General features: G+C 47.0%; 20 protein-coding genes, 1 tRNA gene and 1 rRNA gene. 16 read left to right on the top strand and 6 right to left on the bottom strand.

Translation table 11 applies throughout. From position 1 onward, the window contains the following. From GF401_15115 to GF401_15105, 3 genes are all read right to left on the bottom strand, one after another. On the bottom strand, positions 1-896 hold an 896-nt coding region (locus GF401_15115; protein ID MBD3346381.1), incomplete at its 3' end, for a hypothetical protein. 254 nt (positions 897-1,150) lie between these two features. Beyond that, positions 1,151-1,696 (bottom strand): OmpA family protein, encoded by a 546-nt coding sequence (locus GF401_15110; GenBank protein MBD3346380.1) that lies wholly within the window; start codon positions 1,694-1,696, stop codon positions 1,151-1,153. Between the two features lie 253 nt (positions 1,697-1,949). Then, a complete protein-coding gene (locus GF401_15105; protein ID MBD3346379.1) occupies positions 1,950-2,627 on the bottom strand; it encodes a hypothetical protein in 678 nt (225 codons plus the stop codon). Positions 2,628-2,874: 247 nt separating this feature from the next. Here GF401_15105 and GF401_15100 point away from each other — a divergent pair, with 247 nt between their 5' ends. The 3 genes from GF401_15100 (at position 2,875) to GF401_15090 (ending at position 4,335) form a co-directional block, all read left to right on the top strand. Beyond that, complete coding sequence (locus GF401_15100; protein ID MBD3346378.1) at positions 2,875-3,096, top strand: hypothetical protein; 222 nt, start codon at positions 2,875-2,877, stop codon at positions 3,094-3,096. A 150-nt stretch (positions 3,097-3,246) separates the two neighbouring features. Beyond that, positions 3,247-3,702 (top strand): hypothetical protein, encoded by a 456-nt coding sequence (locus tag GF401_15095; protein ID MBD3346377.1) that lies wholly within the window; start codon positions 3,247-3,249, stop codon positions 3,700-3,702. Positions 3,703-3,852: 150 nt separating this feature from the next. Next, entirely contained in the window at positions 3,853-4,335 is a 483-nt protein-coding gene (locus GF401_15090; GenBank protein MBD3346376.1) for a rubrerythrin, read from the top strand. A gap of 289 nt (positions 4,336-4,624) precedes the next feature. Here GF401_15090 and GF401_15085 read toward each other — a convergent pair whose 3' ends face one another. Genes GF401_15085 through GF401_15075 form a run of 3 tightly spaced genes read right to left on the bottom strand, consistent with a single transcriptional unit; the run spans position 4,625 to position 10,577 of the window. Beyond that, positions 4,625-5,353 carry a 1-acylglycerol-3-phosphate O-acyltransferase gene (locus GF401_15085; GenBank protein ID MBD3346375.1) on the bottom strand — a complete coding sequence of 243 codons (729 nt, stop codon included), beginning with the start codon at positions 5,351-5,353 and terminating at the stop codon, positions 4,625-4,627. Beyond that, positions 5,329-8,769: a DNA polymerase III subunit alpha gene (locus tag GF401_15080; GenBank protein ID MBD3346374.1), complete on the bottom strand. Its 3,441-nt coding sequence runs from the start codon at positions 8,767-8,769 to the stop codon at positions 5,329-5,331. The genes GF401_15085 and GF401_15080 overlap by 25 nt, the downstream gene beginning before the upstream one ends. Beyond that, entirely contained in the window at positions 8,766-10,577 is a 1,812-nt protein-coding gene (locus GF401_15075; protein ID MBD3346373.1) for a hypothetical protein, read from the bottom strand. Before GF401_15075 ends, GF401_15080 begins: the two co-directional genes overlap by 4 nt. 362 nt (positions 10,578-10,939) lie before the next feature. On the opposite strand from GF401_15075, the gene GF401_15070 reads away from it, so the two are divergent. The 13 genes from GF401_15070 to GF401_15010 form a co-directional block, all read left to right on the top strand. Further along, the gene (locus GF401_15070; GenBank protein ID MBD3346372.1) at positions 10,940-13,384 is read left to right on the top strand and encodes a S8 family serine peptidase; all 2,445 of its coding nucleotides are present in this window, start codon (positions 10,940-10,942) and stop codon (positions 13,382-13,384) included. A 56-nt stretch (positions 13,385-13,440) separates the two neighbouring features. After that, the gene (gene smpB / locus GF401_15065; GenBank protein MBD3346371.1) at positions 13,441-13,890 is read left to right on the top strand and encodes an SsrA-binding protein SmpB; all 450 of its coding nucleotides are present in this window, start codon (positions 13,441-13,443) and stop codon (positions 13,888-13,890) included. Positions 13,891-13,897: 7 nt separating this feature from the next. Then, complete coding sequence (locus GF401_15060; GenBank protein MBD3346370.1) at positions 13,898-15,151, top strand: hypothetical protein; 1,254 nt, start codon at positions 13,898-13,900, stop codon at positions 15,149-15,151. Further along, the gene (locus GF401_15055; protein ID MBD3346369.1) at positions 15,148-15,987 is read left to right on the top strand and encodes a glutamate racemase; all 840 of its coding nucleotides are present in this window, start codon (positions 15,148-15,150) and stop codon (positions 15,985-15,987) included. Before GF401_15060 ends, GF401_15055 begins: the two co-directional genes overlap by 4 nt. A 132-nt stretch (positions 15,988-16,119) precedes the next feature. Then, entirely contained in the window at positions 16,120-16,866 is a 747-nt protein-coding gene (locus GF401_15050) for a YebC/PmpR family DNA-binding transcriptional regulator (GenBank protein MBD3346368.1), read from the top strand. A gap of 162 nt (positions 16,867-17,028) precedes the next feature. Then, complete coding sequence (gene ruvC, locus GF401_15045; protein ID MBD3346367.1) at positions 17,029-17,511, top strand: crossover junction endodeoxyribonuclease RuvC; 483 nt, start codon at positions 17,029-17,031, stop codon at positions 17,509-17,511. A 27-nt stretch (positions 17,512-17,538) separates the two neighbouring features. Continuing rightward, a complete protein-coding gene (gene ruvA / locus GF401_15040) occupies positions 17,539-18,150 on the top strand; it encodes a Holliday junction branch migration protein RuvA (protein ID MBD3346366.1) in 612 nt (203 codons plus the stop codon). A 105-nt stretch (positions 18,151-18,255) separates the two neighbouring features. Further along, positions 18,256-19,293 carry a Holliday junction branch migration DNA helicase RuvB gene (ruvB, locus tag GF401_15035; protein ID MBD3346365.1) on the top strand — a complete coding sequence of 346 codons (1,038 nt, stop codon included), beginning with the start codon at positions 18,256-18,258 and terminating at the stop codon, positions 19,291-19,293. A 115-nt stretch (positions 19,294-19,408) separates the two neighbouring features. Then, positions 19,409-19,618 (top strand): DUF2905 family protein, encoded by a 210-nt coding sequence (locus GF401_15030; protein ID MBD3346364.1) that lies wholly within the window; start codon positions 19,409-19,411, stop codon positions 19,616-19,618. A 54-nt stretch (positions 19,619-19,672) separates the two neighbouring features. Further along, positions 19,673-19,951, top strand: a complete 279-nt coding sequence (locus GF401_15025) for an acylphosphatase (protein ID MBD3346363.1) — start codon at positions 19,673-19,675, stop codon at positions 19,949-19,951. 120 nt (positions 19,952-20,071) lie between these two features. Then, positions 20,072-20,145, top strand: a tRNA-Arg gene (locus tag GF401_15020). Then, on the top strand, positions 20,116-21,582 hold the full coding sequence (locus tag GF401_15015) for an acyltransferase family protein (protein MBD3346362.1): 1,467 nt from the start codon (positions 20,116-20,118) through the stop codon (positions 21,580-21,582). Before GF401_15020 ends, GF401_15015 begins: the two co-directional genes overlap by 30 nt. Before the next feature lie 515 nt (positions 21,583-22,097). Beyond that, positions 22,098-22,526, top strand: a 16S ribosomal RNA gene (locus GF401_15010); the annotation flags it as partial.

The following is a 22,526-nucleotide window of genomic DNA, read 5'->3' as shown; positions in this document are numbered from 1 at the left end:
GATTTATAGATATCGCCGGGGAAATAGGTCGTGCTGCCGATTGCGTTATGCGCTGCGGGAACAACGGCGACAACATTGATTTTCGGTTTGAGGATACTGAGTGCCCGAATCAACCCGAACGCTGCTGCCGCACCGGCCATATCACATCGCATGGTTTCGATATGGCCCGATGGTTTCAGGTTCTGTCCTCCCGAATCGAAGGTGATTCCTTTACCAACAATCGCGGTCTTTTTCTTTGATTTCGCAGCACCCGCGTATTCCATGATAATCAGGTGGGGAGGGTAGGGGGATCCTTGTCCGACCGCGTAGAGGAGGCCCAGTCCTTTTTTCTTGAGTTCTTTTTGATCGAGAATTGTGGTGGTGATATTCGAAGCTGCCCCCAGTCTCCCGGCTTCTGCGGCAAGATGAGCGGGGGTGATAACGTGGGCATTATCATTCACCAGGTCACGGGCATAAAAAACCGATTCGCACAGGGCCTGTATCTGTTTAACCCCTTTGGGAGCAACAGAATCATCGACAAGCTCGATCTTTTTGATACTCACCGGTTTTTCACTTTTATATTTTGCAAAGGAATAGGCGCCCAGAACAGCGCCTTCCAGGGAAGCTTCACTGCATTTCCCCTTGCAGTTTTTCTTTTTTGGTGGAATGAGCGAAACAGAGGTCCGTTTCAGTTCCACTGCTTTTTGTATCGCCCTTGCCGCGCCACGCCTGATTATTGCCGTCGTGCAGTTTTCACGAAGTCCTAAACCGCAGTAGATTATGCATGCATTCTTCTCATAACGGATTGTCAATTGATGTTTTTCACCCTTGAAATCGACAATGTCTCCGGCGTCTTCCTGAACCAAAAACACGACCTGAGTATCATTCGAAGCCTTTTTGGCTATGGTGATTTTCATGGCATAATCCTTTCAGAAATCGTATCTACTTTTAACAAAGATATACTAAAATAACAAATTGGCATTGAGGGCGCAGCGAATGGGGCAAAAAGGGCTGTGTTTTTGCAGCAGAATGATTATACGGCAAGTTGAGGACCGCATAAACCTCGCCAAAGCCGCACATTACCGCGGCTTCGGCGAGTAGTGATTTGCGAGTTTTATGGTGTGCTTTTCAGGATTTCTGAAGGAGCACAGGCCCCAAGGCCGGGGATATTCTACCGTTCGAGCACTTTCCACTCGACACGGCGGTTTTTCTTATGACATTCTTCATCGGGGCAATTCGTTATTGCAGGACGTTCTCTTCCGTAGGAAGTAAACTCCAGGCGCGATGAGGGAATGCCGTAGGAGGTAAGATAGCTTTTCACCGTCTTGGCTCTGTTCTCGCCGAGTCCGATATTGTATTCATTCGAACCCCGTTCATCGGCATGGCCTTCGAGAAGAATCCGGACATCGGTGTTTTCGGAAAGAAACCTGGCGGCACGTTCGAGTTTCTGGATTGCATCACCCCGGAGTTCGTATTGGTCATACTCGAAATAGATCGGCACGAATATCTCTTGCATTTCGGCGTCGATATCCCGGGTCTGGAAAACAATGTCGTCGGATGGTTCGGTTTCGGGCTCAGGTGTTTCAACTTCGGTAGTAACAGACGGTTCCGGTTCCGGCATGGTGTCTTTGATGGTCGTGGTCTTTTTGCCACATCCGTAAAGAGCCATTAGAAGAACCGCTGATGTCAAAAACAGTATGGAAGGCAGCCGTTTCATAGGATCTCCTCCTTTAGAGAAAGAATGTGAATGAAAATTAAGGAGAATGGAGAACCGGAACGGTGAAGCAACCGCATGCTTCCGTAGGGTAAATTACTGGAGAAACCGCCGATGTCCTTCACTACTCCATTTCGCCATTACTCTACCGGGGAACCCCGAACAGGACTTTCCCCGGGAAAAAGATAGTTGGTTGTGCGCGGTAATAAAAAGATAACACCTGCCCGGAAATAATGGAAGAGCAGCATTGGGAATATCAGGAGAGGAGAGATCTTTGGACAAAGAGGAGTGATTCTTTGCGCCGTGAGAGAAGAGCAATAATCGGAAGGGCTGTGTCTTTTTGTATAATTCTGCGGGTTACCGGTTTTTTGTTGGGCCCGGTAATGATTGTGATCACGATGGCGGCATCGGTTATTACCCTTGGTGCAAGGGTGATCCGTCCGGCCGGTGGTTTTGGGCTTTGTGTTTCGAGTACGACCGAGTGCGTGTCGTCCAGATAATCACCGCGGGGAAATAGACTCGCCGTATGACCATCATCGCCAACCCCCAGAAAAAGAGTGTCAAAAACCGGGAAATTGGTGTGAAAATGGTTTTTAAGAATTTCACGGTAATGTTCCCCGCTTTTAGGGAAATGCTCCTTATCGGATTCTCTCCCTGCCGGAGCCAGAAAATTTCTGTATGCAGTACCCCAGTTACTCTGGGGATCATCAAAGGGAACCATCCGCTCATCAACCGGGAAAAAGGCTGTATTCCGATAATCGGCAGGCTGTCTGAGCCAGTGCGGAAAAAGCCGGGTAAAGGTGTTACCCCCCGAAAGCCCGCACGTTCCCTGTTCAAGATACCCGCAACTGGCCGATGCAAGCTCATCGAACGTATCGAACTCTTGTATTACAGCCCTGGAATCGGCATTCAATAATATTTCGTTAGGCAACATGGTATGTTTTTTCCATAGCTGGACGATTAACTATCCCCCAGGACAATCAAAATAGATAATGGATTAGCCTTGGATTATTATTTCGAGTTTCTATATACATCGCTGTATTTCTGGACAATTAATCTCTTAAACCGCTTAAAATACTGCTATTTGTGCAGATTAAATTGGCACGATACATGCTGCAAGTGGAAGAAAGGCTTCTCAAATGCCACTAATGCCAATCCCACCAGATTATTAAGGGGCGATCATGCATGCATGGAACAAAAACATCGAGGAAGTTATTGATTTGGCTCACAAACTGTTATTTCTGGCCGATAAGGGAGATATTCAGCGGGAGGATGACGGTTGCGGGGTATTGTACGGAATCGTGCGAGACTGCGCTTATAAGTTGAAACTGCAGGCAGAACAGGAGAAAGAAAATCATATTCAGCAGGGAATCTGGGAAAGGGATGATAAAAAAGCACGATAACCGTATCAGAATACATTCTTTCAGATTCCAGCCCCGGTACAGGCACTTCATTTTATATTCACCTGCATGATATTTATTTTATTCCCAAGTTGAATACATGGCCAGTTGTTTAATGTGACAGATTCATGAAATATCTTACCAGGAGGTTAAATGACAACAGATCGTTTTGAAAACATAATCGATTTTGCAATAAAAAGTGAGATCGCAGCCTATGAGCTTTATGAGAAATATGCAGGAATTGTGACTAATCCCGCACAGAAAAAGCTGCTTTCCGAGATGGCGGCCATGGAGCGGGGACATGAGCAGAAACTTCGGAAACTTTATGAGACCGGCAAAGCTGTATTTGTGAAGCCACAGGATGTACAGGATTTGAAAATTGCCGATTACCTTGTTGATGTCGAGCTCAGGGAAAGCAGCCCGATCGAAGATGTCTTTATTTTTGCCATGAAATCGGAACAGAAAGCCTTTGATCTTTATTCCCGTCTTGCCGGGCAGGAGCAAAAGGAAGAGTATAAAAACCTGTTTTTGGGCCTTGCCGGTGAAGAAAAGAAGCATAAACACGACCTCGAAGTCGAATATGAAAAGGGAATAATGAACGAAAATTAGAAAAATGATAGAACGCCGATGGCACCAATTTAGCCGATTATCGCTGATATTTCCACCATTGTATATCTCTGATCAGCGAATATCGGTTTGTATCGGCGAGAGGGGCCTTCTATTTTTGCCAATAAGACATTCAAATGAAAGGAGAACACAATGTATAACGCTGCAGAAATTTTCCAGATTGGAATAGAAATCGAGAAGAACGGTAAAAAATTCTATAAACTCGCTGCTGAGAAGACCGATGATGAAGATTCGCGCAAGCTTTTTTTAGAACTTGCCGACTGGGAACAGGGGCATGTTGTTCTGTTTGAAAACCTTAAAAGCGATCTTGCCAAACAAGAAGGTAACACCAACATGCTCGATCCCGATGAAGAAGTCGAGCGGTATCTTAAAGCCTCTGCCGATACCCACGTATTCAATATCAATGCCGATATGGATTCGCTGGTGAATTCCTGCAATACTCCCCAGGATATTCTCAATCTCGCCCTTCGCTTCGAAAAAGATTCGGTAGTGGTCTACACCGCCATGAAAGACCGGGTAGTGGAGTCGATGGGGAAGGAAAAGGTGAATAAACTTATCAACGAAGAGATGCTGCATGTTGCGTTTATAACAAAGCAGCTTGAGATCCTGGGCTAAAAAATGACGGTTAGTAGAACATGCGGCACCCTCGATCCGGTCTGTTCCCGACGTTGAAAGGGACGGCAGTCCCTTTCCTCAAACAAAAAAAGAAAGACAAACCTCATACAAAAAACAACCACTCCAGTTTCGCTTTCCCGAAAATATCCTGTGCTGCCCGGAATAAGGTGAAGAGACTGCGGGGGGCATTTCTGCTTGCACAAAATCATTACTCCACCATTCCGGTACTCCGTTACTCCGGTCACAATGGATGGAAATCAATTATGAACAGGTATTAATCATCAGAATTCTACTGGTCCCCGATTATAATTTCTCTTACCTTCTTTGCCGCCTTTTCCTTGTCGGCACTGGAGGTACCTTCGATTTTCACCGGATCATGGAGCGTAACCGTCACGTTTCCGGGGTGGATCAGGTATGACTTTTTGGGCAGGATATTTCGTGTCCCCGCGATGGTTACCGGAACAATCGGCAACCCGGCTTCGAGGGGAAGGGCAAAGGCGCCTCGTTTGAAGGGCCCGATAGTGCCATCGACCGACCGGGTGCCTTCGGGAAAGATCACCAGATCGAGATTTTCTTTTTTCAGCAGCGCCACCGCGCGGGTAAATGATTCTCTTGCTTTGCGGGCACTGCTCCGGTCGATACTGATATGGCGGAGCGAGGCCAGGCCCCATCCGAAGAAAGGGATCCGGAACAACTCTTTTTTCGCGACAAATACAAGGTTGCAAGGTAGGTATCCCATAAGTGATGGTATATCGAGATGGCTCTGGTGGTTGGAGACAAATACATAGTGTTTGTTGCTGTCGAGCTTCTCTATACCTTCAATTGTTATTTTGGCGCCGCTGAATGCCAGAAGGTGTTTGCACCATGCCCGGGCAATTCCCCGGGCCGCCGGAAGATAGATACCACTGAAAATGAAGGTTGCGATGCTGTAGGTAAATACACTGAAAACAGCCCAGATGATAAAGAGGATACTATGAATAAACCTGAGGGCTTTTACGCCGCTGTTTTGCTCAGCCACACATTTTCCTTTCCGACCAGTTTGCGAAGGTTATCGATGGTATCATTTGCGGGGTTCAGGGTTACTTTTCTGGATTTGATACGATACTCGTTTTCTTCCTGGGTAAGGAGATGAATAATAAAGGAGCAGGGGCCGCTTGCATTTTTGCACTGCTGTTCGATCGTACTCAGAAAATCGGGTTCAAGTCCTTGGGTCCGGATTTTGACATGCACGCTTCGGGTGAGTTTTTCCCGGGTTTCAGAGAGAGCGATAATATTCTCCGCTTTGATTTTTGGCTTGTTATCCCTGGCGGTAACCTGGCCCCGGGTGAGAATCATGGATCCCTGGGAAATGAGATTGCCGAATTTTTCGAGGGTATCGCTGAAAATGAGCAGCTCAGCGGAGCCGTTAAAGTCTTCGAGGGTAACAAAGGCCATCTGGCGACCGTTTTTCTGCACATGGGTTTTGACAATGGTAATCAAGCCGCCGACTGTCACGGTCTGGCCATCCTTGAGCGATGCCACCGAGTCATCGCTGAGAGTAATGGTTGTAAATCCCCGGATTTCATCCTGAAACCGGTCGAGTGGATGGCCGCTGATATAGTAGTTGAGCACATCCTTTTCCCGTGCCAGAAGTTCGGTATAGGGCCACGGGGGGATTTCCGGAAGTTCGGGTTCGGGGATCGAGACCTGTTCGGTCGAGGTACCGCCGGTATCGAACAGGCTGGTCTGGCCTGAGAGCTTATCTTTTTGGAACGATGAGCCGTATTCGATTGCCTTGTCGATCGCTTCATGAAGTTGCGCGCGGGTACCTTTGAGCGAATCGAGTGCACCGGCATAGGTGAGACACTCCAGAGCCTTTTTGTTGACCTGACGAAGGTCGACGATTCGGCAGAGGTCGAATAGGGATGCGAATTTTCCGTTTTTTTCGCGGCATTCGATCATTGCATTCCCGGCTCTCCCCACATTCTTGATCGCGCCGAGACCCAGCCGGATATTGGGGCCTTCAACACTGCACTCGATTTCGCTGTAATTGATGTCCGGAGGAAGGATTTTTATTCCCATCCGCTGAGCTTCGTTTTTCATGACCAGAAACTGGTCCTGGTTCCCCAGCCATGAGGTAAGGTTGGCGGTCATGTATTCGAGTGGGTAGTGGGTTTTGAGATATCCCGACTGGTAAGCGACATGGGCATAGACTGTGGCGTGGGCCTTGTTAAATCCGTATTCGGCGAATTTTGCCATGAGGTCCCAGACCGCTTTGGCAGTTTTTTCGCTAACGTCCCGTTCCTTGGCACCTTCAATAAATTTAGGACGCATTTCTTCCATTTTATCGATCTTCTTTTTACCCATCGCCCGCCGGAGAAGGTCGGCTTGTCCCAGTGAAAAACCGCCCAGTACCTGGGCGATACGCATAACCTGCTCCTGGTAGATAATAACTCCGTAGGTGACTTTCAGGATATCTTCGAGGAGTGGGTGGAGGTACTCGATCTTTTCTTTACCATGTTTCCGGTGGATATAGGTCGGAATATTGTCCATCGGTCCCGGCCGGTAGAGCGCGTTCATAGCGATGAGATCTTCGGTGTCCTCGGGTTTGAGTTTTCGAAGGTTGTCCTGCATTCCCTGGGATTCAAACTGGAATATCCCCACTGTTTCACCCCGTCCGAAAAGCTCCATGGTTTCGGGATCCCGATCGGCAAGGCCCCAGAGATCGATATCCTCATTTCGGTATTTCTTTATCAGACGAAGCGTTTCCTGAAGTACGGTCAGGGTACGAAGTCCCAGAAAGTCCATCTTTACCAGCCCGGCTTTTTCTACATCCCCCATATCGAATTGGGTCATGATAATGTCGGAACTCGCCTGCTTGAACAGAGGTGCCCAGTTAACGACTTCCCCGGGAGCGATAATCACACCACCGGCATGCATTCCTGCCTGACGAGCCAGTCCTTCAAGACGCTCCGCATGTTTGAACAGCTCCTGATACTGCGCATTGCTGTCGATAGTCCGTTTCAGTTCTCCGTTTTCGGCAATGGACTTTGTCAGGGTCTTTTCAGTGATCATGCTGGAAAGCTTGTTGGCATCGGCAACCGGTACGCCCATGGCCCGGGCAACATCTTTCACCACCATTTTGGCTTTCATCCGACCGAAATTAATGATCTGACAGACAGCATCACGGCCGTATTTCTCGACCACATAATCGATTACGCGATACCGGTCACGATCGGAAAAGTCGATATCGGCATCGGGCATGGACACGCGCTCGGGGTTGAGAAATCGCTCGAAGATAAGGTCGTATTTTATTGGATCTACGTCAGTTATGCCAATTGAGTAAGCAACAAGACTTCCTGCAGCACTGCCACGGCATCCAACCATGATCCCCATGTCTTTAGCAGCCCGCACAAAATCGCGCACAATGAGAAAGTAGCCGGCAAATCCCATGCTTTCGATTACATTGAGTTCGTGAGCAAGCCGTTCTTCGATCCGGGGAGTAATCTCGGGATATTTATCGCCAAGGCCATTCCGGGCCAGTGCTGCGAGATAGGCGTCCAGGGTTTCATGCCCCCCCGGAACGTCGGGCACCGGAAGGACCGGTTTTTCCTTGATTTTGACCTCGCACCGTTCGGCTATTTCCATGGTATTGGTCATAGCCTCGGGGACATGCTTGAAAAGTTCGTACATTTCCTGGGGGGATTTGAAATAGATTTGATCGGTGGAAAATTTATACCGGTTGGGATTATCCATGGTATTCTGGGTCTGAATACAGAGCAGGATTTCGTGGGACAGAGCATCATCATTGCCAAGATAATGGGCATCGTTGGTCGCAATCAGAGGAATACCGAGTTCTCTGGCCAGAGTGATAAGCTGATCCTGAATCAGGACCTCTTCTTTGATATTATGATTCTCGAGTTCGATAAAGAAATTGTTTTCCCCGAAGATGGAAAGGTATTCTCTCGCCACGTTCTTTGCCCGTTCCATATCACCGCCCAGGAGAGCCCGGGGGATTTCACCGGCAAGACAGGCAGATGAGGCGATTATACCTTTTGAATGTTGGCGGAGCACTTCATAATCGATCCGGGGTTTATAATAAAATCCATCAATATATCCGATCGAACTGAGGCGCATGAGGTTTTTATAGCCTTCATTATCTTTTGCTAAAAGTACCAGGTGAAAATTGCTTTTTTCATCCTTTGAAGATGTTTTGTCGAAACGGGATTTTGGAGCCACGTACGCTTCAAATCCGATAATCGGCTTGATTCCCGCACTCTGGCAGGTCTCATAAAACTCAATAGCACCGAAAAGACCTCCATGATCGGTGATCGCAAGGGCGGGCATATTGAATTCACCGGCACGTTTCACCAGATCGGGGATTTTAATAGCGCCGTCAAGAAAGCTGTACTCGGTATGGTTATGGAGGTGAACGAAATTTTCAATCTCTTTCATGCTTTCCTGACTCCTAATTTATTGATTTTATCGATATAAAATTTCCGGATTGATTTCGATTCAAAGAGTTCACCTTCGAGATACGGTTCTGCTGCGGAGCGTTGATATGAGAGGGGCAAAAAGGTATAGGTGCTTTTCTTGAGATTCCGGCTTCCGGCGTAATCGACAATCAAATAATAGCCCATCAGTAAGGCATAATCGACCACATTGAGCATCTCGCTTATATCGAGTTTTTTCATCTCCGATCCGTATTTACCCACTTTGACATCAACCAGGGATTCCTCTTTCTGTTCCGAAAAGGTGGTTACCGGCATTCGTAAGGGAAGAACATCTTTATCAAACCCTTTCATCGATTTTTGAGGAAAAACCGGTTTTGAAGGGATCCGGGGATCAAATCCAAGTTCCATCAGGCGGGAATACACAATATCTTCGTACCCTTCCTTTATGCGGAATACTTTCCGGGCATCAAGGGGTTCGAGCAGATCGCCGATAGTTTCAACCGAGGTGAGTTGATTGCTGATTTTATTATCCCTGAGAGCAATAATCGATCCACTGGTAATGAATAAGCGGGAAAATTCACGTATCCATTCCTTGATCGTCTCAACAACATTGGGCGGTGCATTCCATTCGGCAAGAAAGTTGAGAAGCCGGTCGCTGTCTGCTCCGCGGGCCAATGAATCGTTTATAATGCTTTTTTCGATATTTCCTTTATAGACCTTATCAAAGGACGCCACGTTCCCGATCTGAGTAAAATCATAAAGCCGTGCCGGCTGTATTTCACCGGGAATGATAGCCGAAAAATCGGGGAGAACTACGATGGCATCATTGGGAGCATCTTTGGAAAGGGAGTTGAATGTTTCCGAACGGGTAAATGATATGCCGTTCTCGTTAGGTATCTGAGCAATAAAATCGCAGTAGGTGAGTAACAACAAAGCTTCTTTAAGGTATTGATCGACCACGGGCGGAAATTTTCCGGTGGAAATCCAGGGATCGCCCGGTGACGGACATATTCTTTCGATAATCGGACGGTGTACCGAATGATTAAAGCAGAATTCGGAAAATTCGCGGTGAAGGTCCGGAAGCGGACGTTGAAGCCATTGATAAAGGACGGCATCTTTGAGAAGATAGGTATTGTTGAGAAAAGCGAGGATCCCCTTTTCGAGTCCGTAATCGATGCAGAGGGAAATCGCTTTGATGGAATGTTCGTCTATCATTGGCAACGGGCCGCTGAGAAGACGTTCCAATGCATTCTGAGAGGTTTTAACCAGTGCGCCGTTTTTGGTTTTTTTGAGTAGTTTGCGGGAGGCGAAAATGCAGATTACAACAAAATCGTTAAGACAAGCCCACGGAACAGTATGTGATGGATGCTGGGTTTCGGAGGGCGGAGGAACTGCGCAACTGCCTTTGATCGTATCGGCAATGCGGTCGGCAAGGACATCGGCAAAAGTATCGAAACAATAATAACAGAGCCGATGTTCCACATCCTGTGAGACATACACTAAAAATGATGACAGCAGTTCATCATCAAAATCTACATCCGGTGGAGCAGGGAGGCCGTTGTTTTTAAAAAGATAGACCAGTGCACAGTTGAGCTGTGATGATGGAGTCAGATTATCGTACCGCCGGCGAATATCTTCGGGATCGGAAAAGGTCTCGGCCAGTTCCGAAATCATCGATGATGATAAAATCTTTCGTGAAAGTGATGAGTCCTTTACGAGTTTCTTGAAAACAAGATCGTTCGGGAGGAGCTTTATGTACTCATCAAAGGAGAGCGGGGACACTGGCTTGCTCAGAAATTGAAAACTCATTGACAAAAGCTGTTTCGTGTTACTTTCTGAAACTATTCATTCGGCACAAAAGCTATACAGGCATGGCAAAGTTTGAAAAATACATGAAGGAGAGCGGAAATAAAATAACAGTGAATGAATATTTTCAAAATGTGCTCTGGATACCCGTAATTACCGGTTATTAATCCATGCTCTCCTGCCGTATAAAAAGATACTATATTTCCTTCGGTTGTGCACTCATCGTGAAACTGCTTGAAGTAAGCTCTGTAACAAGTTGATATTCAAATAAATGTGTCGATTACTTAAACGGCGGTGCCATACATAGGAATGGTGATGGAGTTAAAAAATGGCGAAATTCGGATAAATCATTTATTATATAGTTTATGAGGTCGACATATCCGATTCTTTTGTTGTTTCTTTGGGCCTTTTCCCTTGCGTTGCATGGGGAGGCCAGGATAGTGGGCCCCCTCAATGCGTTGCTTAATTCTCCCGAAAGGAACGGGGTGGAAAGAGCGTTACAACGGTATTCGGTAGTTCCTCGTCCGGGTATGGTCAAGCGGAGAAGGGCTGAACCGATAAGTGTTATCTGCGTTCCGGCAAAGGGGATATCGGCACGGGCTATCAAGCCGTCATCCGTGGAAAAATATGGTGGGGCCATCGATGCGGTTTCCGATTCCTATCTTCGTGTATCGATAATCCCCGACCGGCTCGAGCTTTTAGAGCAACATCCCGGGTTTCGTGCCATTCGTCTTCCGTATGATCTTATCGAGCAGGGTGGTCTCGGAACCTATGTTTCGGAGAGTGTGGAGCTTATTCATGCCCTGGAATTCCACGAACAGGGGGTACGCGGGAGCGGGATCAAGGTAGCGGTCATTGACGGCGGCTTTGGAACGCTTACGGAAAAAGTTCAGAGTGGTGAATTGCCACAGGAAACCTATCATAAAGATTTTTCCGGTGAAGGCATTGAAGGGGGGGGTGATCATGGGATTGCCGTCGCTGAACAGGTTATGGATATCGCTCCCGATGCGGAATTACATTGTCTGAAAATCAAGGATATTGTGGATCTGGAAAATGCCGCCGGATATCTTCGTCTGAATAATATTCCTGTGGTAAATATGTCCCTTTCCTGGCAGGGTGCGAGCTACTTTGATGATACCGGCCCCTTTGCAACGTTGGTTAATGAATCCTATGATAACGATGGCGTTTTCTGGGTGACTGCAGCGGGAAATAAAGGTAACAGTCACTGGCGTGGTTTATGGGAAGATGCTGATGCCAATGATAAACTCGATTTCGATTCGCTCTCAAATCGTCTTCGGGCAATCGAGCCCTATGAGACGGTCTCGGTTTATCTGAATTGGGACCAGTATGGAAAACGGTTTCTCACCGATCTGGATTTGTATGTTATTGATGAAAATGACAGTCTGATCGCATTCAGCAGTACCAATCAGAGATTTTCTGCAACTCCTCTTGAACATGTTCAATTTTACAGTACAACTAAAAAAGAATATTATATCCTCGTTGATCTGGTTGAGGGGAATGCAGAGGGACTCGATATTACCGTCTTTGTTAATCAGGCCGGGCTGGATCCTGTTATACGGGCATCCAGTATTGCCGAGCCGGCCTGTGCCCATGGTTCTTTTACCGTAACGGCGATTGGGCGGCCGAATTGGCATTCATCATCGCCCGAGGTCCATAAATATTGTGGTGAAGGGCCGACAACCGATGGCCGGTTAAAGCCTGAGATCAGTGCTCCCGATGGGACCACATCCGAGTCCTTTGGAGAATTTGGTTCCTGGGGAACGTCATTTGCAGCGCCGGTAGCCGCCGGCGCCGCGGTCCTCCTCCTCGATATCGATGGAGCCCTTACCGCAGCCGGAATCCGCCAACAATTGATTGATATGGCGGTGGATATCGGCGTTGACGGTAACGATCCGGTATTTGGAGCGGGTAAACTATATATAGATCCCTCGCTGGTTAATGCGCCTCCCCGTATCAGAATTACCGGCGATACAATCGTGTCGGAATCAGGGAAACTCGATATAACTGTCACTGCGCAGGGGGCTCATGCTGTTACAAGCGATATTCTTATCTCGGGAAAACCCGACAATGCCATCTTCTCCGACAATAGTAACGGCTATGGAACACTTGCCTGGGAAACTTCGTACGCCGATGCTGGTGATTATGCTGTTACTTTTTCTCTTCGGTATAACTCGCAAATAACTACAGAGCGAACGGTTGCAATTACAATCGACAACACACCGGTTCCGCCGAAAATTACCACACAGGGCAGGCTTGCCCGAAACGCTTCTGATTCGCTGAAATGGGGGTGGGATAACGATGAAATCGATCCGGACCTGGATACTTCAACCATGACTTTTCAAATCCAGATGTTCACCGATCAGGAATTGACCGTCAAAGTGGTTGATCAGGATAGTATCAGCGGTTATTCTATTTTATCCACCGCAATTGAAGGCTTCGATACACTTGGAGCCGGTGATATCTGGGTAAGGGTGAAAGCTTCCGACAATAGGGGCTACTCCACCGGATTCGGCCCCTCAACAAAGCTGAGTGTCGAAAGTGGTATCACGCCGATTACTCACTCACTTGTTTTTGCTCATAATGCTCCCGAAAAAGTAACCATCCACCTCTACGATCTCAGAGGAGTGTGCCGCGCAGAAATGAGCGTATCGACCGATCGTATTACCGCACCTGCGGATATTGGTTTTTTTCTCCGAAGTAAGAGGCATGGGCTCCCTGCAGGGCAGTATTTTGCCAGGGGCAGCACCGGCGATGTTACGGTTGAGAATTACTATATCGGCCTGTGGTAACAGGTTACGATGCTGAAAGCTTTGCCTATCCCCTTAGTTCGAACTATTTTTTAACTATGAAACTTATTGCAAAAAACCGAAAAGCATTTCATAATTACGAGATACTGGAGAAAGTTGAAACCGGTATTGAGCTGAAGGGTTCGGAGGTAAAATCTATTCGAGCAGGGAAAATCAATCTGGCCGATAGTTATGCAACATGCTCCGGAGGTGAAATAGTAATTCATCATTTGCATATAAGTCCCTATGAGCAGGGGACTATGTTTGCACCCGATCCCTACCGGAAAAGAAAACTGCTGCTTCATAAAAAACAGATTTATCATTTATGTGGAGAAGTTGACCGGAAACATCTGACATTAGTGCCGCTGACAATTTACTTTGCCAAACAGTGGGTCAAAATGGAAATCGGGTTGTGTCGCGGAAGAAAAAAGTTCGATAAGCGGGAAAAGATTGCAGAACAGGAATCAAAAAAGAGAATTGCCGCCCTTATGAAAAGTAAAAAATATTAGCGCTCGAATGCACCGGTCTATGAGCAGAAAGTCATTCAATTACCTATTCCTGGGATTATTATCAGTCGTCATTATAGGTACGGCTGGTTCTGTAAGAGCTGAAAGAAATGTCCGTTATATCGAATCTGATACGGCAATTCACGGCAATGCAGTTCATCTTTCCCTTCGTACACTGGCAAAGAGTTTTGGTTTTAAGTCGGCCTGGAACGAACAGGCTCAAAAACTGATTTGCAACAATAAAGATCATCACCTGGTCTTTTCTCCTGAAAATCCATTCTGTGTAATTGACAGTGTCGTATACCAGTTTGTATTTGTTCCAATCATGGACAATGATGAACTCTGGCTTCAGGCGGGGTTATGTGCCGATGTGTTCGATCGGGTTCGGAAGGATTCGGTCTGCTGGGATGCCGATTCAGGGAAAATGGCCGTACACTCGGTATCAAGGATACTGAAGAAGAAACAAAAATCAAAGCCGCAGGCAGTTTCCGAACCCCCCCGGAAAAATACCATGATTCTTGAACCGCAGCCACCTTCAAAATCCAAAATACAAGGAAAGCCTATTCAAACAATTGTTATTGATCCGGGGCATGGAGGAAAGGATCCGGGCGCTATCGGGGCGGGAGGGACGCTGGAGAAGGATGTTGTTCTTGGTATCGGTCTCGCGCTGAGGGAAATTCTCAAGGAAAAGACCTCTTTTAACATACATTTGACCCGTGAGACCGATAAATTTATTCCTCTCAGAGATCGTACTGAATTTGCCAACAAGAAAAAGGCGGATCTGTTTATCAGTATTCACGCAAACAGTATCGGTGGCTCGAAGAAAAAGCGTAATGCCATAAAAGGATTTAAAATCTATTTTCTTTCCCAGGCAAAGAACGAGGAAGACAAGATGGTTGCCATGAAAGAGAACTCGGCAATTGAGTTTGAAGAAAATGTCGACAAAGGCGATTATCTTCAAAATATTCTGATCGATCTTGCCGGCAATGAATATCAGAATGAGAGCCAGGATTTATCGATCATGCTGGCTGAAGCATTTGATGCATCGTTAAAGAAAGTCGGCAAGCTTCATCGGGGGGTAGGGCAGGCGCCATTCTGGGTGCTGAACGGTGCATTCATGCCTTCGGTGTTGATCGAGACCGCCTTTATATCGAATCCCCGGGAAGAGAAGGTTTTAGGAACGGGCCCTTTCCAGAAGGAGGCGGCATTTGCCATTTTTACTGCTATCATGTCATTTAAAAAGAAATATGAGGCTGAGTTGTGAGTGATTCCAGACCCATCGGTATTTTTGATTCCGGCCTGGGCGGTTTAACCGTTGCAAAAGAAATCTTTCGTATTATGCCGCGGGAGAAAGTCATCTATCTTGGCGATACAGCCCGTTTTCCCTATGGTGGGCGGTCCAAAGAGACGATCGGCGCTTTTGCCGAGCAGGATGCCCATTTTTTAATCCCCTCCGATATCAAACTTCTGATAGTTGCCTGCAATACGGTGTCATCGGTAGCTCTTAAACAGGTCCAGAAAATCGATCATGAAATGCCGGTAATCGGCGTAGTCCTTCCCGGAGCAAAGGCATCGGTGATGCGCACTGCCGAAAAGAAAATCGGTATTATCGGTACTAATGCAACGGTTAATGCCAGTGCATATACTAAAGCGATTGCCGATATCGATGCATCGGTGCGGGTTTACGGCAAACCTTGTCCTCTCTTTGCGCCGCTTGTCGAAGAGGGGCTTATGGACAGCGATATCGCCCGGCTTGTTGCTCAGCGATATCTCTATCCCCTTGTCGATATCGGGATCGATTGCCTGATACTCGGATGTACTCATTATCCTCTCCTTTACGGTGTGATTCAGGAGACTGTCGGGACCGGTATCCAGTTGATTGACAGCGCCCTCTGGACTGCAAAGGAAGCACAGGATATTTTAATAGCTCTTGATGCACTTGCTCCTAAATCCGATGAAGACGGGTGTGAGCAGAGTAAGTTTTTTGTCACCGACCTTACACCGGGCTTCGAACGAAATGCCGAAGCATTTCTGGGGAGAAAGCTGTCGGGTGTTGAAAAAATTTCGCTTGATGATCTTGTGGCGTGTGGGAAAGGATGAAGATTTGGAGTGATTCCGATACGCTCGGGACAGATGGAGTGGTGGGGTGATGGGGAAGAAATGTATTTTTAACCCAATACTCCAATACTTTATTATTCCAACACTCCATTCTTAACAAGAAAGTGAGGCTCTATGTCCGGACATTCCAAATGGGCCACGATAAAGCGGCAGAAAGGCAAGGCCGATGCTGCCCGTGGGAAAATTTTCAATCGTCTTATTCGGGAAATTACTATTGCCGCTCGAATCGGTGGCGGTGATCCTGATGCCAATCCTCGTCTCCGGTCGGCAATCGCAACTGCCCGGACGCAGAATATGCCCAACAAAAATATCGAAAATGCCATACAGAAAGGGACTGGGCAGCTCGAAGGAGTCAATTATGAAGAAGTCACCTTTGAAGGATATGGTCCGGCCGGCGTTGCGGTTATTATTGAGACCATGACCGATAATAAAAACCGGACTGTCGCCGAGGTCCGTCATGTACTCACCAAAACCGGTGGAAATCTGGGAACCGCCAATTCGGTAAACTGGATGTTCAATTCTGTTGGCCTTATCCGAGTGGCAAAGGATAATATCGATGAAGATGCTGTTATGGAAGTTGCTTTGGAAGCGGGCGCCGAAGATATTTCCACGCAGGATGATGCCTATGAAGTCTCGACCACTGTCGATAACTTTGAATCTGTTCGTTCCGCACTCGAAAACGCCAACATGCCGATTTTATCCGCAGAGGTAACGAAAGTTCCGCAAAATACCATTAACGTGGAAGGCGAAACAGCTCAGAAAGTTCTCAAGCTTATCGATGCGCTTGATGACCTGGATGACACTCAGAATGTTTATGCCAATTTCGATATCAGCGAAGAAGAGATGGAGAAAATTGGATAAAAAGCATGGAGTGATGGAGTACTGGAGTACTGGGGTACTGGAGTATAAAGAATTCGGGCTGTTTTTCTCTTTTACCGGCATTTCATTTCTCCGCTACTTCCGTACTCCAACGGTTGTGGTTCTGTTGGGAACACCTTCCTTCTTCCGGGAGCCCGCTGTTTAATGATTGTTTTTGGTGTAGATCCAGGAACGGCTATTACCGGATATGGGGTCATTACGGTTACCAATAATACGATAGCCTGGAAAGATTCCGGAGTGATTCGCACCAAGGCCCGTGCAGAGCTTTCGGAAAAACTGGTGGATATTTATGACAAAATATTCGAAAAACTTATCGAGCATTCACCCGACTGTGTCTGTGTGGAGCAGGCTTTTTACGGAAAAAATGTTCATACCACTCTTCTTTTGGGGCACGCCCGGGGGGTGGTGCTTTTAGCGGCGAAAAAAGCGAAGGTGACCATTGTTGAATATTCTCCCCGGGAAATCAAGAAAGCGGTGGTGGGGAAAGGAAACGCGCAGAAAGAGCAGGTAGCCTATATGGTAAAATTTCTGGTATCACCGCCCATCGAGCATACTGCAACCGATGCCTATGATGCCTTGGCGGCAGCCCTGTGCGGGTATTATAATTATAATTCAATACTAAGGTGACGAAATAAAAATTGGCAATAAACGATTATGATTAATTACATAAAAGGGATACTGGCCGACAAATCACCGGCCGACATAACGGTTGAAGCGCAAGGCGTAGGCTATGGGATTTCGATTCCCCTGTCGACCTACGAAAAACTGCCGTCGGTAGACAATGAGGTCAAAATACTGACCCATCATTATGTTCGTGAAGATTCCCAGAAGCTGTTCGGGTTTTCTACGGCAAGTGAGCGCGATGTATTCCGGTGTCTGATCGGGATCAGCAGTATCGGCCCCAAGGTAGCATTGGCAATACTCTCGGGGGTTTCCGTTGAAGATCTGGCCTATTCGGTCAATCTTTCAGATTCCTCACGGCTCAAATCGATCAGCGGCGTGGGACCGAAAACCGCCCAGCGGATTGTAATGGAACTGAAGGGAAAACTCGGGCCGGTTATCGGTGATGCACTTCCTCAGGGAAAGGCCGACACGAAAAAGCCGCAGAATTCCGATTTAAAGATCCGCAATGAAGCCTATGAAGCGATGATTTCCCTTGGGTATGCCGAAAAACAGGTACAGAATGCCATAACCCGGGTGGAGAAAGTTATCGATCCGGTCTCGCCTGTCGAAGAGTGGATTAAAAAAGCACTGCAGGTAATATGAGAGAATGAAAAGAAAATGGAGTGATGGAATCCAGGGCGGCAAAAATACAGAACACAATTCCACTCCTCAAGTACTCCGCCACGCCAATTTTTCTAATGGATATGTATGAATAATAAAGACGACGATAGAATTATTACCGGCCAAAACCGGAATGGGGACGAGGAATTCGAAGCCACCCTTCGGCCGCAGTCCTTCGATGAATTTGTTGGACAGGAGAAGCTGAAGGATAATTTGCGCATTTTTGTTGCTGCGGCAAGAAAGAGGGGGGAGGCATTGGATCATATTCTTCTGTGCGGACCACCTGGTCTGGGGAAAACAACCCTTGCCCGGATTCTTGCCAACGAGCTTGGTGTTTCGATTGTTGCGACATCGGGACCGGTGCTTGAGAAAAAAGGCGATCTTGCCGGCAATCTGACCAATCTTCAGGAACGGGAGTTACTTTTTGTCGACGAAATCCACCGGCTCAATCGGGTTGTTGAAGAAGCTCTCTATCCTGCAATGGAAGATTTCATTTTCGATATTACTATTGGTGAAGGTCCTGCTGCGCGGTCGGTCCAGTTGCCCCTTAAGAAGTTTACTCTGGCGGGTGCTACAACCCGGGCGGGAATGCTTACTGCTCCCATGCGGGGGCGGTTCGGGTATGTAGGGCGGCTGGAGTATTATACTGCCCGCGATCTTGAGGTGATCGCACTTCGGTCGGCAAAAATTCTTGGAGTCGAATGTGATGAAAAGGCTGCCCTGGAACTTGGGAAACGGGCCCGGGGGACCCCGCGGATTGTGAACAGACTCCTCAGGCGGTGCCGTGATGTCGCCGATATCAAGGGGCAGGGCAACGTTACGCATGATATCGTTTGTCAGACCCTTGCCATGCTTGGAGTTGATGATGACGGTCTCGATGATATGGACCGGAGAATCCTCAAGTCGATGATAGATAATTACCGGGGTGGTCCGGTGGGGCTGACTACTATTGCCGTTGTTGTCGGTGAAGAACCCGATACGATTGAAGAGGTCTATGAGCCCTTTTTAATCCAATCCGGATTTCTCAAGCGAACGCCCCGAGGAAGGGTTGTCACCGATAAGGCATATAAATATTTTAATATTATGCCCAATAAAGGAAACCGCTCCCAGCAGGAGCTGTTTTAATAAATGGGGTATTAGCAAGATTGAGTGACGGGCAACGATCGTGATTTTTTCCCAACACTCACTACTCAAGTAATCCACCACCTCAACTCTTCTCAAGGATTTTTTTATGAACTGGATGGAAACAGGACGATTCTTAATAATTGCCGGTGCGGTAATTATCGTTATCGGATTGTTGTTTTTGGCAGCCGATAAGATACCCCTGGGAAGACTTCCGGGCGATTTCAAATTTGGCAATGAACGGGTGAAAATTTATATTCCTTTAGCAACCTGTTTGTTGCTCAGTGTGATTATTACGCTGGTGGTCAATTTCTTTTCCCGTAAATAAAGAGAAGATGCGGAGTACTCCAGTACTCCATCACTCCAATCTTCCGGAGTTCTTATGCCAGATAAACGTATATCAATCGTCGTTTCCGGCCGAGTACAGGGTGTGGGGTTTCGCTTTTTTACCCAGAATCTTGCCGAGCAGTACCGTCTGAGCGGCTGGGTGCGAAATCGGAGCGATGGCAAGGTTGAAATGGAAGCTCAGGGGAATGAAAACTCCCTCAACAGTTTCACGGAGGAACTTCAAATGGGGCCCTCCGCCGGAAATGTCACCGACATGCAGGTGAATGAAATGCCTCATAGAGAGTCCGAAGATGGTTTTTCTATCAGATATTAGCGGAAAAAAGTATATTAAAAAATGAAATATGAGTAGTGGAGTGGTGGAGTAATGGGCAAGATTCCTGGATATTCAGCCAGTACTCCAGTTCTCAACCATTTCATCCCCTCATCCTTCTTTGCCCCCATAGCTCAGGTGGATAGAGCACAGGTTTCCTAAACCTGGTGCCGCAGGTTCGAATCCTGCTGGGGGTATTTTTTTATCAAAGAATGGGGTTTCGGCGGGGGTGGAGCGATGAGGGAAAGGGATGTCTTGATACCCATCAGTTCAGCACTTCGTCGGTCCCGAGCCTATCGGGATTATTTTACTCCTCCTCTGAAATTTATTTAGTCGGGATTATACTTGTTTGCAGTATTCCCGGTTTCTCTCAGAACCGCCCTCAACTTCTCACATCCTTGCCGCATATTTTCTTTGATCTTTCCCCTAATCTTTCACCCATTATATATTTCTTTATCATCATGAGCACATCCAATCAATCAAAGCGTCTCTATTTCCGTTCAATCGATGGTCTTCGTTTGTTCGCCGCGGCGAATATTGTGATGTTTCATCTCGAGCAGATCGGTGGTTTTTACGATCTCAAGGGGTTTCCCTGGTTTTTCCGCATTGTTAAGGGGCCGGCCTTTCATGCCACCATGTTTTTCATTCTGGCGGGTTTCATTTTCTATTTCCTTTACGAAAACAAAATGGAAGCATTTTCTTTTAAAAGGTTTATGATGGCCCGTCTGCGGTTGCTCTATCCTTTGCATGCGGTAACATCGATGGCCATGATTCCCTTTGTGATAATGGGTCTTGACGGAGGCGATGTTTCACAGGCGGGAAAACTTGCCTGCTCGTGTTGTGTCCATTTTGGATTATTGTTTTCCCTTGTTCCGTTGGGGGTTTATTCGCTCAACACCCCGAGCTGGGCGCTCTCGGCATTCTTTTTCTGTTATCTTTTTTTTGCCCCCCTTATGCGACTGATGGGAAGCATAGATAAGCGACGCTATGCCGCAGGGTTTCTTGTCGCCTGCATGATCCCTCTTATTGTGTGGTCTTTTGTTTATGCGGCGATAGATTTTGACAAAGAGTTATATCTCTTTTTTCATGTTTTTGCCCCGGTGCGGTTTTTTGAATTTGTTGCGGGTATGGCACTTGCACGTGTCTACCGTCTCAATCGGGATCGCCGGTCTATGGTCTATTCTTTTGTAAACAACCCCTGGGTAAATAATTGCATGATTGTCGGTCTGTTGCCGCTTCTGTTTTGGTCGCTGGGGTTACGGGGGCGGGAGCGGCCCCTTTTATCATGGATGTCCTATCATGTGTTTGTTGTGCCGATATATGCAGCACTCATCTATCTGTTTGCCTGTGGACGGGGGTTTTTAGCCTGGATAATGCGGCTCAGGTTGGTGCGTATGCTGGGGAAGTGTTCATTTTATCCCTATTTACTTCATATACCACTGATATCATGGCTGTGCTGGGGCTTGGATCGCTGGTTTGGATATACGAGCTTCCTTCATTCACCGCTTAACTGTTTTTTGTTTGTACTTTTCCTTTATGGTGGGAGCGCATTGTATGCCGAACGGTTTTCGAAAAGCCGGGGGTTACGCAATATCGGGAGGACCACGCCCCTTTCATTAGAGCAAAGGGCGTAGGAGGAGTAACTATTCTCCCTTGCAGGACACACTCTGGATACGCTCAACAAGATCTTTGATCGGGGAGATTGGGGAGTGGTTAAATATTTGGCAGGTTTGACCGACATCTTGGTTGTCTGTGAAAAGAAATGTTTAAATTTGGTGTAAATTAGGTTAAATATTTGTTATGAGCAGGCGTAATAAGGTAATTGAAGAAAGTTGTTGACTTTTTCTGTGAAATATGCTAATTTAAATGGCATCTCAATCGCACAATGAACAAAAGATTCCTAAAGCGAAGAGATTATTAAGCTTAGCTTAAAAAAAAGTTTGACATCGATTGTAAGATTAAGTATTTTAAAAGCCTGTCAAAATGAAGCGGAGTTAAAAGCTCGGCAAAAAACAAAAAAATTTGACATTGGTTTTAAAATTTAGTATATTGAAAGATTGCCAGAAATGGTGATTTGCTCTTTGAAAGCTTCGATGCGTGTGAACATATTACGACCTCTGAACTTTGATTTCGAATATGAAAGAAATGCTACGGAGAGTTTGATCCTGGCTCAGAACGAACGCTGGCGGCGTGCTTAATACATGCAAGTCGTGCGAGAAAGTACCCTTCGGGGTGCGAGTAGAGCGGCGAACGGGTGAGTAACACGTAAGTAACCTTCCTCTAAATCTGGAATAACATTGCTAAAGCGGTGCTAATACCGGATGTGGTCCAAGCGTCACATGTCGTTTGGATTAAAGGTGACCTCTTCTTGAAAGTTACTGTTTAGAGATGGACTTGCGTCCCATTAGCTTGTTGGCGGGGTAACGGCCCACCAAGGCAATGATGGGTAGCCGGCCTGAGAGGGTGATCGGCCACATTGGGACTGAGATACGGCCCAGACTCCTACGGGAGGCAGCAGTAGGGAATTTTGCGCAATGGACGAAAGTCTGACGCAGCAACGCCGCGTGAGGGATGAAGG

Source organism: Chitinivibrionales bacterium (assembly GCA_014728215.1).
Lineage (GTDB): Bacteria > Fibrobacterota > Chitinivibrionia > Chitinivibrionales > WJKA01 > WJKA01.
Note: the sequence above shows the minus strand (reverse complement) of the source record. Positions and strands in the feature narration are given on the sequence as shown.

What these genes read in the sequence shown, in the direction of transcription:
- GF401_15110 (MBD3346380.1), bottom strand. Translation starts at nt 1,696, where the DNA reads ATGAAACGGCTGCCTTCCATACTGTTTTTGACATCAGCGGTTCTTCTA.
- GF401_15105 (MBD3346379.1), bottom strand. Translation starts at nt 2,627, where the DNA reads ATGTTGCCTAACGAAATATTATTGAATGCCGATTCCAGGGCTGTAATA.
- GF401_15100 (MBD3346378.1), top strand. Translation starts at nt 2,875, where the DNA reads ATGCATGCATGGAACAAAAACATCGAGGAAGTTATTGATTTGGCTCAC.
- GF401_15095 (MBD3346377.1), top strand. Translation starts at nt 3,247, where the DNA reads ATGACAACAGATCGTTTTGAAAACATAATCGATTTTGCAATAAAAAGT.
- GF401_15090 (MBD3346376.1), top strand. Translation starts at nt 3,853, where the DNA reads ATGTATAACGCTGCAGAAATTTTCCAGATTGGAATAGAAATCGAGAAG.
- GF401_15080 (MBD3346374.1), bottom strand. Translation starts at nt 8,769, where the DNA reads ATGAAAGAGATTGAAAATTTCGTTCACCTCCATAACCATACCGAGTAC.
- GF401_15075 (MBD3346373.1), bottom strand. Translation starts at nt 10,577, where the DNA reads ATGAGTTTTCAATTTCTGAGCAAGCCAGTGTCCCCGCTCTCCTTTGAT.
- GF401_15070 (MBD3346372.1), top strand. Translation starts at nt 10,940, where the DNA reads ATGAGGTCGACATATCCGATTCTTTTGTTGTTTCTTTGGGCCTTTTCC.
- smpB (MBD3346371.1), top strand. Translation starts at nt 13,441, where the DNA reads ATGAAACTTATTGCAAAAAACCGAAAAGCATTTCATAATTACGAGATA.
- GF401_15060 (MBD3346370.1), top strand. Translation starts at nt 13,898, where the DNA reads ATGCACCGGTCTATGAGCAGAAAGTCATTCAATTACCTATTCCTGGGA.
- GF401_15050 (MBD3346368.1), top strand. Translation starts at nt 16,120, where the DNA reads ATGTCCGGACATTCCAAATGGGCCACGATAAAGCGGCAGAAAGGCAAG.
- ruvC (MBD3346367.1), top strand. Translation starts at nt 17,029, where the DNA reads ATGATTGTTTTTGGTGTAGATCCAGGAACGGCTATTACCGGATATGGG.
- ruvA (MBD3346366.1), top strand. Translation starts at nt 17,539, where the DNA reads ATGATTAATTACATAAAAGGGATACTGGCCGACAAATCACCGGCCGAC.
- ruvB (MBD3346365.1), top strand. Translation starts at nt 18,256, where the DNA reads ATGAATAATAAAGACGACGATAGAATTATTACCGGCCAAAACCGGAAT.
- GF401_15030 (MBD3346364.1), top strand. Translation starts at nt 19,409, where the DNA reads ATGGAAACAGGACGATTCTTAATAATTGCCGGTGCGGTAATTATCGTT.
- GF401_15025 (MBD3346363.1), top strand. Translation starts at nt 19,673, where the DNA reads ATGCCAGATAAACGTATATCAATCGTCGTTTCCGGCCGAGTACAGGGT.